We start from the raw sequence: 15,764 nt of genomic DNA, 5'->3' as shown, positions 1-15,764 counted from the left end.
TCAGGCGGCCAGCATCACCCGGTCGCGACCCTGCTGCTTGCCGAGATAGAGCGCCTGGTCGGCCCGCTCCAGGGCGCTGGCGAAAACTTCGCAATCACGGATCTCGCACACTGCGAGGGTAGCCGTGACCCTTACGGGGCCCCGGTCGAGGGCCTCGGTCACCTCGGCCAGGCGCTGGCGGATGCGCTCCGCCACGGTCCAGGCGACGCCGGTCGTGGCCTTGGGCAGCAGGACGAGGAATTCCTCACCGCCCCAACGCGCCGCGAGGTCCGACTGGCGCACCTCGCGGCGAATGACGTCGGCGATCCGCTGCAATACCAGGTCGCCACAATCGTGGCCGAAGCGGTCGTTGATGGATTTGAAGTGGTCGACATCGAACAGGATGAGGCTGCCGCTCAGGCCTTTTTCCTGGTGTGCCTGATCGAGGATGCGCCGACGATTGTAGAGATTGGTGAGGCTGTCATGGCTGGCGGAGTGCAGTAGGTCCAGCTGCATCTTGGTGCTGTAATGGAAGGCGGCGCCTGTGCCATAGAGCAGCAACAGCAGAGCGCTGATGATATTGCCAGTGCCGAACAGTCGCATGGCCGTGGGGGCCAGTCCCGCCTGTGGGTGCAGCAGGTAGCCGCCGGCGAGCGTGACCAGGATACCGAGCACCAGCAGCAGGTGCCGCTTGGGTGCCGTGCGGTAGTTGTAGATGACGATCGGCAGGATGCACAGGACGTAGTAGTGGAAGTTGCTGTCCCACCCCAGCTGCCAGGTAGCGAGCCAGGCATGGGCGACGATCTCGCTGCTCATGAGGAGGCTCGCGGAGCGATAGCGGCGGCGGCGCAGGGCGGTCAGACAACCGACGTACAGGGCAATGCTCAGCACGTTGGCGCCGACCATCAGCGGCTTGTCGAGCAGGGCGAAGACGACCAGCAGCGCCACGTGGATCGCCATGGCTGCCTGGACCACGGGCGTGGCGACGCGCCAGAATTGCTGCAAGGAATCTTGCAGGGCCTGGTTGCGGTCGCGAGAGGATAGGGTATGCATCAAAAAGGCCCGCCAAGAAACATCGCACTAATAGTAACGGTACTAAATAGTAAGCTTAATGGCATAAGGCTATCTAGGGTGGATCGCTAGCCGAACGGAGTCCTTTGGGCGCCCAGCGGAGCCATCGCGAGCGACCCTGCGGTCATTTCCGATAAGGCGCCAAGCCCGGTGTTCCCAGACCATTCGCCTTGGTCAGGGCAGAGCATGCGTTCCGCGTGGCAGGCTCAGCCGCCAAGGCGCTGACTGATACCCAAGGCGGTATCCCGCAACCGCGAGGCGACGGTACCCTCCAGATCCGCGGTGAAGCCCGGAGCGGCGCCAACTACCGTGACCACGCCCGCCAATCGCCCGCCGACGCCGAACAGCGGTGCCGACAAGGCATTCACCCCGGCCATGAGCAGCCCCTGTACCGGCTGGATGCCGGTCTCGCGCAAGCGTTCGGCTTGCGCCCGGAGGTCATCGGCGGTCGGCGCCGCCGGCAGGCGCAGGGCCTCCTGGCGGAGCGCTCGGGTTTCGGCATCCGGCAGGAAGGTGTTGAACACCAGTCCGGTGGACGAACCGAGCAGCGGCAGCACCGAGCCGACCTGGGTCACCAAGGTGACGGCGCGTACCGCCTGCTCGACCAGCACCACCGTCGGCCCTTGGTTGGCCCAGACCGCCAGGAAGCAGGTCTCGCCCACCTCGTCGCGCAACGCCGTCAGCGCCGGCGCAGCGATCTTCACCACGTCCAGCCGGCCCAGGGCGGCCAGGCCCACGAACAGCGCAGCCTGGCCGAGTCCGTAGTGATTGGTACGCGGGTCCTGCTCGGCGAAGCCGCTGGCGATCAGCGCCTGCAGGTAGCGATGCACCTTGCTGGCGGGCATGTCCAGGTGGCTGGCCAGGCGGGAGAGGGAGGTGGAGGGCGCCAGTTCGGCCAGAGCCTTGAGGATGTCGGTGCCGACTTCGGCCGCCTGGACCTTTTGCCGCCGGGGGGAGGGCTCTTCGGGAGTGTTCGTCATCTAATGGATCGCACGGGGAAAGGCGAAGTTATAGCTTGACGCTTTCCAGGGTTCAATTTACTTTTTGCGTAAACCTATTACGCAAAATGGGTGAGCAGATGAAGGCACAACAACAAGAGCGCGCTCCCACGAATTATCAGTCGGGCTTTGGCAATCACTTCAGTTCCGAGGTCCTGGCCGGTGCCTTGCCCGTCGGCCAGAACTCACCCCAGCACGCGCCCTATGGGCTCTATGCCGAGCAGCTCTCCGGCACCGCCTTCACCGTCCCGCGCAGCGAGGCAAGACGCACCTGGCTTTATCGTCTGCGTCCTTCGGCGGCCCATGGTCGCTTCGAACGCTCGGCCATCCAGCTGACCGGTCGGGAGCTGGGCGCGCCCACGCCCAACCGCCTGCGCTGGAATCCTTTGCCGCTACCCGACGCCCCCACCGACTTCCTCGCCGGCCTGGAGTTGGTGGCAGCGAACGCGGCCGGTGAGCAGGCGGACGGCGTGAGTCTCTATCGCTATGCCGCGAATGCCGGGATGGCGCGGGTTTTCTATGACGCCGACGGCGAGTTGCTGATCGTGCCGGAGCAGGGGCGCCTGGCGCTCGTCACCGAGCTGGGCGTGCTGACCCTCGAACCGCTGGAGATCGCGCTGATTCCGCGCGGGATGAAATTTCGCGTGGAGTTGCCTGACGATGGGCCGGTGCGGGGTTATGTCTGCGAGAACCATGGTCGTGCGCTGCGCCTGCCGGAGCTGGGGCCCATCGGCAGCAACGGCCTGGCCAATCCGCGAGACTTCCAGGCGCCCGTGGCGCGCTTTGAGGACGTGACGGCGCCCACCTGCCTGGTGCAGAAATTCCTCGGCGAACTCTGGGAAACCGAGCTGGATCACTCGCCGCTGGACGTGGTGGCCTGGCATGGCAACAACGTGCCGTACAAGTATGACCTGCGCCGTTTCAATACCCTGGGCACGGTGAGCTTCGATCACCCGGACCCGTCGATCTTCACGGTCCTGACCGCGCCGGGTGGCAGCGAAGGCATGGCCAACATCGACTTCGTGATCTTTCCGCCACGCTGGATGGTGGCGGAGAACACCTTCCGCCCGCCGTGGTTCCACCGCAACCTGATGAACGAATTCATGGGCCTGATCCAGGGCGCCTACGACGCCAAGGCCGACGGCTTCGCGCCGGGCGGCGCCTCGCTGCACAGTTGCATGAGCGCCCACGGCCCCGACCAGCTGTCCACCCAGAACGCCATCGCCGCCGAGCTGCGACCCCTCAAGATCGAGAGCACCATGGCCTTCATGTTCGAGACCGGCCGCGTGCTGCGGCCCAGTCGGCACGCCCTGGCCTCACCGCAGTTGCAGGCAGACTACGACGCCTGCTGGGCGGGTCTGGCCAAGACCTTCGTGCAGCCTGGCGAAGGAGGGCGGTGATGAGCGCAGAACTGCACAGCTGGGTCGCGTCGGCCAATGACCATCCGGATTTCTCCCTGCACAACCTGCCGCTAGGCATCTTCAGTCGCGGCGAGGAACGGCCGCGTGGCGGAATCGCCGTGGGCGATCTCATCCTCGACCTAGGCTTCGCCGTCGAAGCCGGGCTGTTCCAGGGCCAGGCGCAGCGCGCTGCCGAACTGGCGAGCCAGGAGACCTTGAACGCCTTCTTCGCCGCCGGCAAGGCGGTTCGGGTCGCCCTGCGCAAAGCGGTGCAGGCGCTGCTGAGAGCCGACCATCCACAACGCGAGGACTTGCAGGCGCTGGGCGAGCACCTGCTGGTTCCCCAGACTGGCTGCCGGATGCACCTGCCGGCCCGGGTCGGCGACTACACCGACTTCTACGTCGGCATCCACCACGCCACCCAGATCGGCAAGCTGTTCCGCCCGGACAATCCCTTGCTGCCCAACTACAAGCATGTCCCCATCGCCTACCACGGGCGGGCCTCGACCCTCGGGGTCTCAGGTGAGGCCTTCAAGCGACCCAAGGGCCAGACGCTGCCGCCCGGACAGGAGGCGCCGGTCTTCGGTCCCTGCCGCCGCCTGGATTACGAGCTGGAGCTGGGGATTTGGATCGGACCGGGCAATGCCCAGGGCGAGCCCATCGCCATCGGCACCGCCGCGTCGCACATCGCCGGCTTCTGCCTGCTCAACGACTGGTCGGCGCGGGACATCCAGGCCTGGGAGTACCAGCCACTGGGGCCCTTCCTGTCCAAGAGCTTCGCCAGCACCCTGTCGCCCTGGGTGGTGACGCCGGAAGCCCTGGAGCCCTATCGCGTCGCCCAGCCACCGCGGCCGGCTGGCGATCCGCAGCCCTTGCCCTATCTGTTCGACGAAGAGGACCAGGCCGCCGGCGCGCTGGAGCTGGAGCTGGAGGTGCTGCTGCTCACGCCCGCGATGGCCGAGCAGGGCTTGCCGCCCCAGCGCCTGGCGCTGAGCAATACCCTGAACATGTATTGGACGGTGGCGCAGATGGTGGCGCACCACACGGTCAATGGTTGCGCTCTGAGTCCCGGTGATCTGTTCGGCTCGGGCACCCTGTCCGGGCCGGACGCCACCAGTTGCGGCAGCCTGCTGGAACTTACCCAGGGTGGCAAGCAGCCGCTGCAGCTGCCCAGCGGCGAGGCCCGCACCTTCCTCGAAGACGGCGACGAGGTCATCCTCAAGGCCCGCGGCCGGCGCCCAGGATTGCCGGGCATCGGTTTCGGCGAGTGTCGCGGGCGGGTACTGGCGGCGGACTAGTCGTCAGCTCAGCTGGTCGAGGGGGAGGGGCGAGGGCCGTTTGATCTCCCGCAGCACCACCGCGGAACGGATCTCGCTCACCCCCGGCAGTTTGAAGATAACGCTGTGCAGGAAGGCGTCGTAGCTGGCGATGTCGGCGGTGACCACCTTGAGCAGATAGTCGGCCTGGCCAGTGGTGCTGAAGCACTCGATGATGGCGGGGCAGTCCTGCACCGCCCGCTCGAATTCCTCCACCACGTTCTCCACGTGGCGCGACAGATTCACCTCGGCCAGTACGCAGTTGGCGAGCCCGACGCGGGTGCGATCGACCACCGTGGTGTAGCCCTGGATGACGCCTTCCTTTTCCAGCGCCTTGAGCCGCTTCCAAGTGGGGGTGGTGGACAGCCCGATGCGCTGGGACAGGTCCTGGACCGACAGCCTGCCATCCTGCTGCAAGGCGGCGAGAATTTTCCGCGAATAGCTGTCGCGAGTAGATTCATTTTTCATTTCTTGTTTTCCGTACCTGCTCCTGGTCGGATTATGCGTTTTCCGAGAAAACGGAAAAGCACTTTCTTCTCGGCGGCTCTTACCATCCTGTGCAAGAGGTCCGGCACCTCATTCACCACAGGACAAGAACAAGATGACGGTGATCCAGAAGCAGCCGCGCCAGGTCGCACCGGCGCCATCCGCACTCGCCCCTCACGCCGCCTATGACTGGCGGCGGGTGGCCTACCTGATGCTGGTCTCCCGCGCTCTCGATGAGCTGGAGGAAACCCGGCTGGTGCCCGAGCGCAAGGTGCTCTACCAGTTCTCCGCACGGGGCCATGACCTGGCGCAGATCCTGCTCGGTCTGTCGCTCACCGAGGCCCACGATGCGGCCTGCGGCTATTACCGGTCGCGGCCGATGCTGCTGGCGCTAGGCGTGGATCTGGCCGACGCGCTGGGCTCGTCCATGGCCCGGGCGGGGGGGTATTCCGACGGTCGCGACATCGGCGTGGTGTTCAACTATCCCAATCTGGGTGGCGCCACGGCACTGCCCATGTGCGGTGGGGTGGGCGCCCAGTACACGCCCACCGCCGGCTGGGCCCAGGCCGTGGAATACCGTGCCCGGGTGATGGGCGATGCGAGCTATGCCCGGGCCATCAGCGTGGTGATGGGCGGCGACGGTTCGGTCGCCACCAACGGCTTCTGGTCCGCCCTGACTATCGCCACCACGCAGAAGCTGCCGATGCTCTTCTACATCGAGGACAACGGCTTCGGCATCTCCGTCCCCTCGACCTTCCAGACGCCCGGCGCGGACATCGCCCGCAATCTCGCCAGCTTCCAGAACCTGCACGTGCTCTCCGGCGATGGTTGCGATCCCCAGGAGAGCGCTGCCCTGATCCAGCAGGCCATCGCCCAGGTGCGGGACCGCCAGGGGCCCTGCCTGTTGCGGCTCAAGGTGCCGCGGCTGCAGGGCCATAGCTTCCAGGACACCCAGGCCTACAAGAGCGCGGCGACGGTGAAGCGCGAGTGGTCCCGCGATCCCTTGCCGCGGCTGCGTGAGTTCCTGGTGCCGGCGGTGCTGTCGGCGGAAGACTGGGACACGCTGGAGCGCTCCGCCCAGGAGGCCGTCGAGCGCGCGCGGGCGGACGCGGAGGCGCGGCCGGTGAGCGATCCCGAGCAGGTGACGCGCCATGTGTTCTGGGAGGGCGAGTTGCAGCAGCGCGGCGGTCAGCATCCGGAAGGCTACGTGCCGCCGCCGGTCAGCGAAGTGCCCAAGCCGGAGGGCCCGCGGCTGAACATGGTCGCTGCCATCCGGCGTACCCTGGATCTTGAGCTGGCGGTGAACGAGCGGGTCGCGTTGTTCGGCGAGGATGTCGGCCCCAAGGGTGGCGTCCATGCGGTGACCCTGGGCCTGCAGGAGAAGTACGGTGCCGCGCGCGTCTTCGACACCAGTCTGTCGGAAGAGGGCATCATCGGCCGGGCGGTGGGCATGGCTCTGGCCGGGCTGGTGCCGGTACCCGAGATCCAGTTCCGCAAGTACGCCGACCCGGCCATGGAGCAGATCAATGACTGCGGCACCATGCGCTGGCGCACCCACAACCGTTTCGCCGCGCCCATGGTGGTGCGGATTCCCGGTGGCTTCTTCAAGTGCGGCGATCCCTGGCACAGCCAGACCAACGAGGTGCAATTCGTGCACTCACCGGGCTGGCGGGTGGCGGTGCCGTCCAACGCCGAGGATGCCGTCGGCCTGCTGCGTACCGCCCTTAGGGGCAACGATCCGGTGATCTTCTTCGAGCACCGCGCCATGCTCGATGCCGCTTCGGCACGGCGGCCCTATCCAGGAGACGACTTCGTGCTGCCCTTCGGCAAGGCCCGTACCGTGGTGGCCGGGGACGCCCTGACGCTGGTGACCTGGGGTGCCATGGTCGAGCGTTGCGAAGAGGCGGCAGAGGGCCGTTCGGTGGAGGTCATCGACCTGCGCACCCTGATGCCCTGGGATCGCGAGGCGGTCCTCGCCTCGGTCAGGCGCACCCACCGCTGCCTGATCGTCCACGAGGATCTCGGCACCGCCGGCTTCGGTGCCGAGATCGCCGCCGTGGTGGCCGAGCAGGTCTTCCTAGAGCTGGATGCGCCAGTGGCGCGGCTGACCATGCCTGACATCCCCAGTCCTCATCATCCGGCGCTGATGGAGTTCGCCCTGCCTTCGGTAGCGCGGATTCGCGCCAAGATCGATGAACTGGTGGGGTTCTGACATGAACGATCTGACCCTGTCCAACCCACCCACCGTGGACATTCGTGCGCCTCTGGAGCGAGACGGGACCAAGGCCGTCGTACGGCGTTGGCTGAAGGCCGCTGGCGAGCCGGTGGTCAAGGACGAGCCCGTGGTCGAGCTGGAAACCGACAAGGTGGTGGTGGAAGTCGCCGCTCCCGTGGCGGGTATTCTCGACGTGCTCATGGCGAGCGGTCGCGACGCCGAGCCGGGCGCCGTGCTCGGTCGCATCGCCACCGGCGCGGGGCAGCCGCTGGCAGCCCCGCAGGCGGCGCCCGAGACGACTCAACCGCCCGTTCCCGGTGAGCGCGAGCGCTTCGATCCGGCGCTGCGCCTGTCGCCTGTGGTGCGACGGTTACTGGCGGAGCACGGGCTGGACCCGCGGGCGCTGGCGCATCGAGGCACCGGGCGCGACGGGCGTCTGACCCGCGAAGACGTGCTGAGGGTGATCGCCGAGCGCGCGCAGCCGGTCGTCTTCGAGCACACTACGCTTGACCCCGCGAGCGAACGCAGCGCTACCGCGGGTCCGAGGGTCGCTGCCCAGATTCCCCACAGCGCCATGCGCCGCACCATCGCCCAGCGGCTGCAACAGTCGGTGAGCGTCGCACCCCATGTCACGACGGTGTTCGAAGCCGATTTCACCGCCGTCGAGGCGCATCGCCGCCGACACAAGCCGCTGTTCGCCGCACAGGGCGTGCGACTGACCCACACGGCTTATCTGATCGTCGCGGCGGTGGCGGCCATGCGCCGGGTGCCGGAAGTGAACAGTCGGTGGCATGACGATTACCTGGAGGTCTTCGCCGACGTGAACCTGGGCATAGGCACCGCGCTGGGAGATCGGGGGCTCATCGTCCCGGTCATCCCCAAGTCCCAGGAGCTGTCGCTATTGGGCCTCGCCAGCCAGTTGCAACGCCTGACCGAAGCGGCACGGGGCGGGTCGCTCAAACCGGAAGAGGTACGTGGGGGCACCTTCACCCTGTCCAATCACGGCGTGTCGGGTTCGCTGCTGGCTGCGCCCATCATCATCAACCAGCCGCAGTCCGCGATTCTTGGGGTTGGGGCGCTGGAGAAGCGCGTGGTGGTGCGGGAGATCGACGGCATCGATACCTTCCAGGCCCGGCTCAAAGCCTATGTATCCCTGACCATCGATCACCGGGTGCTGGATGGCAGCCAGGCCAATGCCTGGCTGACACGCTTCGTGGAGGTAATCGAGACCTGGCCCCAGGAGTAGCGCCCGGCATTGACAGTGTCACCGCAATGGGCGCAAATTCCATTTTACGTAATTCGATTACGCAAAAATAATAACGAAGGCGATCGTGGGACTGCCCTGATGGACCTTTACACCTATTACCGCTCGACCTCGTCCTATCGGGTCCGCCTGGCGCTGGCGCTCAAGGGGCTCGACTATCGTGCCGTGCCGGTCGATCTGTTGCGCGGCGAGCAGCTCCAGCCGGCCTATCGGACGCTCAACCCCCAGGGGCGTGTACCCAGCCTGAAGATCGAGGCCGGCGACGTCCTGAGCCAGTCCCCGGCCATCCTCGAATACCTGGAAGAGCGCTATCCGGCGATACCGTTGCTGCCGGCCGATCCGCTCCTGCGCGCGCGCCACCGCGGCATCGCGGCGCTGATCGCCTGCGACGTCCATCCCCTGCACAACGTCTCGGTGCTCAATCGCCTGCGCGGCCTGGGCCTGGACGAACCGGCCATCCGCGCCTGGATCGCCCATTGGATCGGTGAAGGTCTGGCCGCCGTGGAGACCCAACTCGGCGACTGCGGCTACTGTTTCGGCGAGTTGGGATTGGCGGACGTCTATCTGCTGCCGCAGCTCTATGCCGCGCGGCGCTTCCAGGTCGACCTCTCGCCTTATCCGCGGATCCTGCGCGTGGAGGCCCTGGCCGCCGCGCATCCCGCTTTCCAGCAGGCGCACCCTGAGGCGCAACCCGATACCCCCGCGCAGGTGGCCTCGTGAAGCTGCTCGGCTGCCAGCTCATCCTCGGCGACTTCCTCGCCCGCAGCGTGAGGGGCATCTCCTGCGCGCCGCCCTTGACCAGCGTCTAGGCCTTCCACTTAGTCCAGTCGCCAGTCAAGGAGCCAATCATGGCCGATCTGTTTGAAAACCCCATGGGCCTCATGGGTTTCGAGTTCATCGAATTCGCCTCGCCCACGCCCAATGTCATCGAACCCGTGCTGGAAAGCCTCGGCTTCAGCCACGTCGCCAATCACAGATCCAAGGACGTGGTGCTGTTTCGCCAAGGCGACATCAACGCCATCGTCAATCGCGAGAAGACCGGGCATGCGGCCTATTTCGCCGCCGAGCATGGCCCCTCGGTGTGTGGCATGGCCTTTCGCTGCCGGGACTCCCACCACGCCTATGCCAAGGCGCTGGAGCTGGGCGCCCAGGCGGTGGACATGCCCACCGGGCCGATGGAATTGCGCCTGCCGGCGATCAAGGGCATCGGCGGTGCGCCCCTGTACCTCATCGATCGCTACGAGGAGGGCAGTTCCATCTACGACATCGACTTCGTGTTCCTGGACGGGGTGGAGCGCAAGCCCTTCGGTGCCGGACTCAAGGTGATCGATCACCTGACCCATAACGTCTATCGCGGACGCATGGCCTACTGGGCCGACTTCTACGAGCGGCTGTTCAATTTCCGCGAGCTGCGCTATTTCGACATCAAGGGCGAATACACCGGCCTGACCTCCAAGGCCATGACCGCACCGGACGGCCTGGTGCGCATCCCGCTGAACGAGGAATCCTCCAAGGGCGCCGGGCAGATCGAGGAATTCCTCATGCAGTTCAATGGCGAGGGCATCCAGCACGTGGCCTTCCTCACCGATGACCTGGTGGCCACCTGGGATCGCCTCAAGGCCTTTGGCACCCGCTTCATGACCGCGCCACCGGAGACCTACTACGAGATGCTCGAAGGGCGGCTGCCCAACCATGGCGAGCCGGTGGAGGAGCTGAAAGCCCGCGGCATCCTGCTCGACGGCAGCGCCGAAGGCGGGGAGCGGCGGCTGTTGCTGCAGATCTTCTCCCAGACGCTGCTGGGCCCGGTGTTCTTCGAATTCATCCAGCGCAAGGGCGATACCGGCTTCGGCGAGGGCAACTTCAAGGCGCTGTTCGAATCCATCGAGCGCGACCAGGTGCGGCGTGGGGTGCTGAATACGACGGCGTAGCGGTTCGCGTTTCCCCAGCGGCTTGCTCACTGGTGGGGTCCCCTCTAAGGTGACGGCGCGCCATGCCGGCGTTCTTCAACCGCGGAGGTGGCCTTGGAGCTGAGCCAGACCCTGGCGCAGGAAATCGTCGAGCGTGCCATGCGCATCCTGCCGGGCAACGTCAACGTCATGGATGCGGCCGGGCTGATCATCGGCTCGGGAGACGCCACGCGGCTGTTCACCCGCCATGCCGGTGCGCAACGAGTCATCGCCGAAGGCCAGGCGGTGGCCCTGGATGCGGCGACCGCGGCGCGCCTACCGGGCGCCCAGGCGGGGATCAACCTGCCGCTGTATCGCCAGGGCGAGCTGGTGGGTGTGCTCGGGGTGACCGGGGAGGATGCCGAGCAGCTGCGGCTACCGGCGGAGCTGCTGCGCCTGACCGCGGAAATGCTCATCGAACAGGCGGCCGGGCAGCCTACCGAAGCGTCCCTGATGAACGCGTCCCTGCTGCGCCAATTGCTGGCCCCAGGTGCAGCCCCTGAGCTGGGCCGCCACGCGATGCTGTTGGGACTGCGCCCGGAGCTGCCGCGTGACGTCCTGTTGCTGGAGTTCACCACTCCTGCGCCCACCTTCGGCGACTGGGCTCAGCGGCGAGTGCATAACAGTTGGTGCCTGCCACGGGAGGAGCGCCAATGGCTCTGGTATCGCCCCGGTACGGAGGCGCCCCAGGCGCTGCTGGTAGCGTTGCCCGACCAAGGCTGGGCGCTGGAGCGCAGTGTCTGGATCAACGAGGCCCGGCCCTGGCAAGGGCTGGCCGAGACGACGGGTTGGGCGTTGGAGCTGCTCAGGGTGGCGAAGCGGCTGCAACCTGAGCGTACCGAGCTGACCTGGGATGACCTGGCCTTGCCGACCTGGCTGCAGACCCAGGCAGCCGGCACCGCTAACGCCAGGCTGCTGGAGCCCCTGCTGCGCCTGCGACAGGCCGACCGTGACGGCCAGCTGCTCGCGACGCTGCACGCCTGGTTCGCGGCGGACGCCAGTCCCCAGGCCTGCGCTGAAGCGCTCGGGCTGCACCGCAACGGCCTAAGGCACCGACTGGAGCGCATCCAGGCGCTGACCGGGCGTGATCCGCGGCGCTTCGCCGAGGCGGCTGAACTCTATTGCGCCTGGCTGCTGATGGATATCGATTAGGCAACTGCACAGGCTTCGCTGATTCTCATAGGGCGTTCGCCCCGTTGTGGTCTTGTATGTTCCGGAGAAGACTTGGAGCACAACAACGGAGAATCGCCCCATGAAGATCGTCATCGCCCCGGATTCCTTCAAGGAAAGTCTGACCGCCGCCGGCGTTGCCCGCGCCCTGGCCCGTGGCTTGCGCCAGGCCTTGCCGGAGGCCGAGCTGATCGAGTGCCCCCTGGGGGACGGCGGCGAGGGCACGCTGGACGCCGTCCTGGCTGCCACGGGCGGTGAAGTACGCGAGCGGCAGGTCACCGGTCCGCTGGGCGAGCCAGTGACCGCGCGCTGGGGCTGGCTGGCCGAGCAGCGCACCGCCTTCGTCGAGATGGCCAGCGCCAGTGGCCTGGAATTGGTGCCCAAGGCGCGGCGCGACGTGCTGGCCGCTACCTCCCGGGGCACCGGCGAGTTGCTGCACGTGGCCTTGGATGCGGGCGCCGAGCGCCTGGTGCTGGCCATCGGCGGCAGTGCCACCAACGATGGCGGCGCGGGTCTGTTGCAGGCGCTGGGCGTGCGGTTGCTGGATGACCGCGGGCAGCCGCTGGCACCCGGCGGAGCGGCCCTGGCACAGTTGGCGCGGATCGAATTGGCGCCGCTGCATCCCCGCCTGGCGGAGGTGGAAGTGGTCATCGCCGCCGATGTCGATAATCCCCTCTGCGGTCCCCAGGGCGCCAGCCACATTTTCGGTCCACAGAAGGGCGCCTCGACCACGCAGGTGCGTCAGCTCGATGACGCCCTGGCCCATTTCGCTTCGGTCACCGCCGCGACCCTTGGCCGCGACGTTCGCGAGCAGCCCGGTGCCGGGGCTGCCGGTGGGGTAGGCTTCGCCGCCCTGGCGTTTCTGGGAGCTACCTTCCGCCCCGGCGTCGAGGTGGTGGCCGAACTGGTAGGCCTGGAGCAAGCGCTGCTGGGTGCGGATCTGGCGCTGACCGGGGAGGGGCGGCTGGACGGCCAGACCCTGAGAGGCAAGACCCCAGCCGGCGTGCTGCGCCTGGCCCGGCGCCATGGCGTGCCGGTGGTGGCCGTGGCCGGATCTCTGGGCGAGGGCTACGACGCCCTCTATGAGCAGGGTCTCGCGGCGGCCTTCAGCCTGGTGCCGGGACCGCTCAGTCTGGACGAGGCCGTGGCCCAGGCCGACCTCCTGCTGGAGCGTACCGCGCGGGACATCGGACGGTTCTGGCAGGTGGCGAAAAGGCCGGGCTAGACCCGCGGCTACCCTCTGGCAAGGCCGCGGGTTTTACCTCATGCTGGGCGTTCCGCTTCCCGACCCACTGGCGCCATGAACTCGTCCTCGATCCCGCGTAGCTGCCTGTTGGCTACTGCGCTGCTACTGATGCCGCTGGCTGCCGCCCAGGCGGCCATTCCCAGTCTCAAACCGGCCAATACCTGTGTGCGTAGTGCCTTTGTGCTGCGCTGCCACGACGGACAGGGTGGTTGGTATGGCGTGGCGGTGCAGGGCAACGACACCCTGATGCGCGGCTTCGATGCGGCGTCGGGCCTGACCTGGGCGCAGACCAGCACCCGCCTGGGCCGGCTGCAGTTCTTCAGCGGGCTCAGCAGCGACGGCAATCTCTGGCTCGGCCGCACCCGCCAGCTGGGCTGGAACGTCATCAGCCGTTTCTCCACCTCCCAGGGCGACCGCGCCCGCACCAGCTGCAATCGCGTGGCCGGGTGCGAGTGGCGCTGATTCGCTAGCCCGTCAGGCCGGGACTTCGGACTCGTCCAGCAGTACCCGATTGCGCCCTGCGCGCTTCGCCCGATAGAGCGCGGCGTCGGCGCGGGCCAGGGTGGCGGACCAGGATTGTCCGGGCTGCACCAGGGCGATGCCGAAGCTGGCGCTCACCTGCTCGAGCTCCGGATGGCTGGCGGTGAAGCGGGCCGGAACGCCGGCGCGCAGGGTGTCGACCAGGCCATAGGCGGCCTCGGCCGTGCAGTCGGCCAGCAAGAGGACGAATTCTTCGCCTCCCAGGCGTCCCGCCAGCCCTCGCGCTCCTAGGGTTTCGCGCAGATGCAGGGCGAAGCGGCGCAGGACATCGTCCCCCGCCGCGTGACCGAGACGGTCGTTGATCGACTTGAAGTGATCGAGATCGGCGATCACCACCGCCAGGGCGCTCGGCCGGCGTGGCTCCGCCAGCAGCTCCTCGGCCCGCTCTTCGAGGCCACGCCGATTGAGCAAGCCGGTGAGGGCATCGGTGCGCGCCTGACGGCGCAACTCGGCGGCCAGATCGGCCGAGACGATCAGCAAGGTCAGGATGCCGCTGCCGATCATCCCGGTCGGGGTGCCGATCGACAGCACGATGATGAAGACGTCGTTGCCCAGCATCCCGCCCGGCCGTGCCAGCCAGGCGGTGACGCCGACGCTGGCGATGTATAGCCCATAGAGGGCCAGATACCCCTGCAGAAGGCGCGCGGTACCCCGGCTATGGCGCAGGGTCGCCAGAATGATGGCGACCATGAATGCATCGACCGCGGCGGTGCCTATCCGCGAGAAGGTCCGCCATTCGGCGAGCTGGCCGTACCAGACCGCGGTGATCACCAGCAACGAGGCGAGCCAACAGCCGAGCACCAGGCGGCTGTCGCGCTGGGCCCGCAGGCGAAAGCCCCAGGCCAGCAGGGCGAAGCTGGCGATGGAGGCATGACAGGCGAGCATGGCGAGCAGCCCTTGCTGGGCGACCCAGAGGCCGCCGGCGATACGTAGGCCGTGGCCCACGGCGGCGGCCATGAAAGACAGCGCCCAGAGCGCTACGTGGCGCTGCAAGCCGAACTCCCGCCAGGCCACGAGCAGGCCGGCGCCGAACAGCAGACTGATGAAAACGATGCTGGAGGAGGTGACGAGGGTGGAAAGCATGGTTGGGCCTGGTAACTGCGAGTTCACGCAGGATAACCGTAGGTGTTATTGGCAATAGATGAGCGTCTGACCGAGCGGTTTGCCAAGTTCTGTAAGCGGTAGGACAGCATTAGGTTGCAGGCTGGCATCGGGTGAGGAGAATAGCTCTTGAACCCCTGAAATGATGACCGCTACCGGCCGAGCGTTTCCGCTGTCGCGATGATTGACTGAACATTCATGTGGGCCAAAGTGAGCTTTTTACGAAACGTCTCGACAAGCACCTGCCGCGTGGCACCGGCGTGCGACATTTACCTGGTCGATGTATAAGCTTGCCAATCAGTCGTTGCCATGCGGAGAAATGTACAGTTGGAGAAAACAGCGGCATTTTTCCTGGAAAAAATGTGGACAGTCATAGGCGCGTCTGCACGAGATGCTCAACTGCTCCTTCAGTCCAGCCCCGCCTTTTTTGAAGAAATGAAGAAGCGTAGGGAAGCCTGTCCTCGGGCATGGCTGTTTGGCATCGCTGTAGCCACAGGTTTGAGCGTACTAGGGCTGCCTGCGTCTCGGTCGGCAGGTGTAGTGCCAAGCTTTGAGTTTGTCGGTGTAATGACCATGGCAAACTGGCTGCTCATCTTGTTTTATGGCGCTTGCTTCGGATTGGCCGCTCGGTTGTCAGGTGCACGAAAGGGGATGCTGGTTAGCATCAATGCCTTCTTCTACCTTGCTGGCTGGTTGGTTTTTTTGAAGTTGTTCGAAATGCCTGCATTAGGGGTGCGCTTGAAGGTGATGGCGCAAAATTGTACTGCGGCTGGCTATGGCGAAGCGGTTAGTTCGACAATTCAAACAAGCTCAATGGCGGTCCTGTCAAACTTTTTCGTGCTGATAGGTTATGCAGTTTTTATTTTTCTAATGTTCCGGTTGCAGCGTCTCGTGCACGAGTTTGGCCGGATTCGTGCCTTGTTCGCTACTACAGTTGGGGTGTTATTTCTGAGCGCGGCGGTTTCCTATGTGCAAGGGCCTGTCATCTCGCAACTGCTATGTGCTTACGCAAGCCCTACCTGATGGTGTCGT

14 protein-coding genes are annotated in these 15,764 nt (G+C 66.2%); 10 read left to right on the top strand and 4 right to left on the bottom strand.

The genetic code is table 11. The annotated features are described in order from the left end of the window. Entirely contained in the window at positions 1-1,032 is a 1,032-nt protein-coding gene (locus tag QZ471_RS09240; RefSeq protein ID WP_295462960.1) for a GGDEF domain-containing protein, read from the bottom strand. Positions 1,033-1,256: 224 nt separating this feature from the next. Next, complete coding sequence (locus QZ471_RS09235) at positions 1,257-2,030, bottom strand: IclR family transcriptional regulator (RefSeq protein ID WP_295462958.1); 774 nt, start codon at positions 2,028-2,030, stop codon at positions 1,257-1,259. Between the two features lie 98 nt (positions 2,031-2,128). Between QZ471_RS09235 and hmgA the strand changes: the two genes are divergently transcribed. Together hmgA and fahA are read left to right on the top strand one after the other, a co-directional pair. Further along, entirely contained in the window at positions 2,129-3,448 is a 1,320-nt protein-coding gene (gene hmgA / locus QZ471_RS09230) for a homogentisate 1,2-dioxygenase (RefSeq protein ID WP_295462956.1), read from the top strand. Continuing rightward, positions 3,448-4,746, top strand: coding sequence for a fumarylacetoacetase (fahA, locus tag QZ471_RS09225; RefSeq protein WP_295462954.1), 1,299 nt, complete (start codon positions 3,448-3,450; stop codon positions 4,744-4,746). The genes hmgA and fahA overlap by 1 nt, the downstream gene beginning before the upstream one ends. A gap of 3 nt (positions 4,747-4,749) precedes the next feature. Here fahA and QZ471_RS09220 read toward each other — a convergent pair whose 3' ends face one another. After that, positions 4,750-5,232 carry an Lrp/AsnC family transcriptional regulator gene (locus QZ471_RS09220; RefSeq protein ID WP_295462952.1) on the bottom strand — a complete coding sequence of 161 codons (483 nt, stop codon included), beginning with the start codon at positions 5,230-5,232 and terminating at the stop codon, positions 4,750-4,752. Positions 5,233-5,365: 133 nt separating this feature from the next. Between QZ471_RS09220 and QZ471_RS09215 the strand changes: the two genes are divergently transcribed. From QZ471_RS09215 to QZ471_RS09185, 7 genes are all read left to right on the top strand, one after another. Next, positions 5,366-7,462 carry a transketolase C-terminal domain-containing protein gene (locus QZ471_RS09215; protein ID WP_295462950.1) on the top strand — a complete coding sequence of 699 codons (2,097 nt, stop codon included), beginning with the start codon at positions 5,366-5,368 and terminating at the stop codon, positions 7,460-7,462. A 1-nt stretch (position 7,463) separates the two neighbouring features. Further along, on the top strand, positions 7,464-8,711 hold the full coding sequence (locus QZ471_RS09210) for a 2-oxo acid dehydrogenase subunit E2 (RefSeq protein WP_295462948.1): 1,248 nt from the start codon (positions 7,464-7,466) through the stop codon (positions 8,709-8,711). Between the two features lie 99 nt (positions 8,712-8,810). Continuing rightward, entirely contained in the window at positions 8,811-9,449 is a 639-nt protein-coding gene (gene maiA, locus QZ471_RS09205; RefSeq protein WP_295462946.1) for a maleylacetoacetate isomerase, read from the top strand. 128 nt (positions 9,450-9,577) lie between these two features. Then, positions 9,578-10,657, top strand: coding sequence for a 4-hydroxyphenylpyruvate dioxygenase (gene hppD, locus QZ471_RS09200; protein ID WP_295462945.1), 1,080 nt, complete (start codon positions 9,578-9,580; stop codon positions 10,655-10,657). Between the two features lie 93 nt (positions 10,658-10,750). Then, positions 10,751-11,827, top strand: coding sequence for a sugar diacid recognition domain-containing protein (locus QZ471_RS09195; RefSeq protein ID WP_295462944.1), 1,077 nt, complete (start codon positions 10,751-10,753; stop codon positions 11,825-11,827). Positions 11,828-11,927: 100 nt separating this feature from the next. After that, positions 11,928-13,070: a glycerate kinase gene (locus tag QZ471_RS09190; RefSeq protein WP_295462943.1), complete on the top strand. Its 1,143-nt coding sequence runs from the start codon at positions 11,928-11,930 to the stop codon at positions 13,068-13,070. A 75-nt stretch (positions 13,071-13,145) separates the two neighbouring features. Next, positions 13,146-13,553: a hypothetical protein gene (locus QZ471_RS09185; protein ID WP_295462942.1), complete on the top strand. Its 408-nt coding sequence runs from the start codon at positions 13,146-13,148 to the stop codon at positions 13,551-13,553. 12 nt (positions 13,554-13,565) lie between these two features. On the opposite strand, the gene QZ471_RS09180 is transcribed toward QZ471_RS09185, so the two are convergent. Continuing rightward, positions 13,566-14,714: a GGDEF domain-containing protein gene (locus QZ471_RS09180; protein WP_295462940.1), complete on the bottom strand. Its 1,149-nt coding sequence runs from the start codon at positions 14,712-14,714 to the stop codon at positions 13,566-13,568. Positions 14,715-15,059: 345 nt separating this feature from the next. Between QZ471_RS09180 and QZ471_RS09175 the strand changes: the two genes are divergently transcribed. Next, positions 15,060-15,755 carry a hypothetical protein gene (locus QZ471_RS09175; protein WP_295462938.1) on the top strand — a complete coding sequence of 232 codons (696 nt, stop codon included), beginning with the start codon at positions 15,060-15,062 and terminating at the stop codon, positions 15,753-15,755. Positions 15,756-15,764: the final 9 nt, after the last annotated feature.

It is taken from the genome of uncultured Pseudomonas sp., from assembly GCF_913774235.1.
Lineage (GTDB): Bacteria > Pseudomonadota > Gammaproteobacteria > Pseudomonadales > Pseudomonadaceae > Chryseomonas.
The sequence above is the reverse complement of the archived record's forward strand: the minus strand, read 5'-3'. Positions and strand labels throughout refer to the sequence as shown.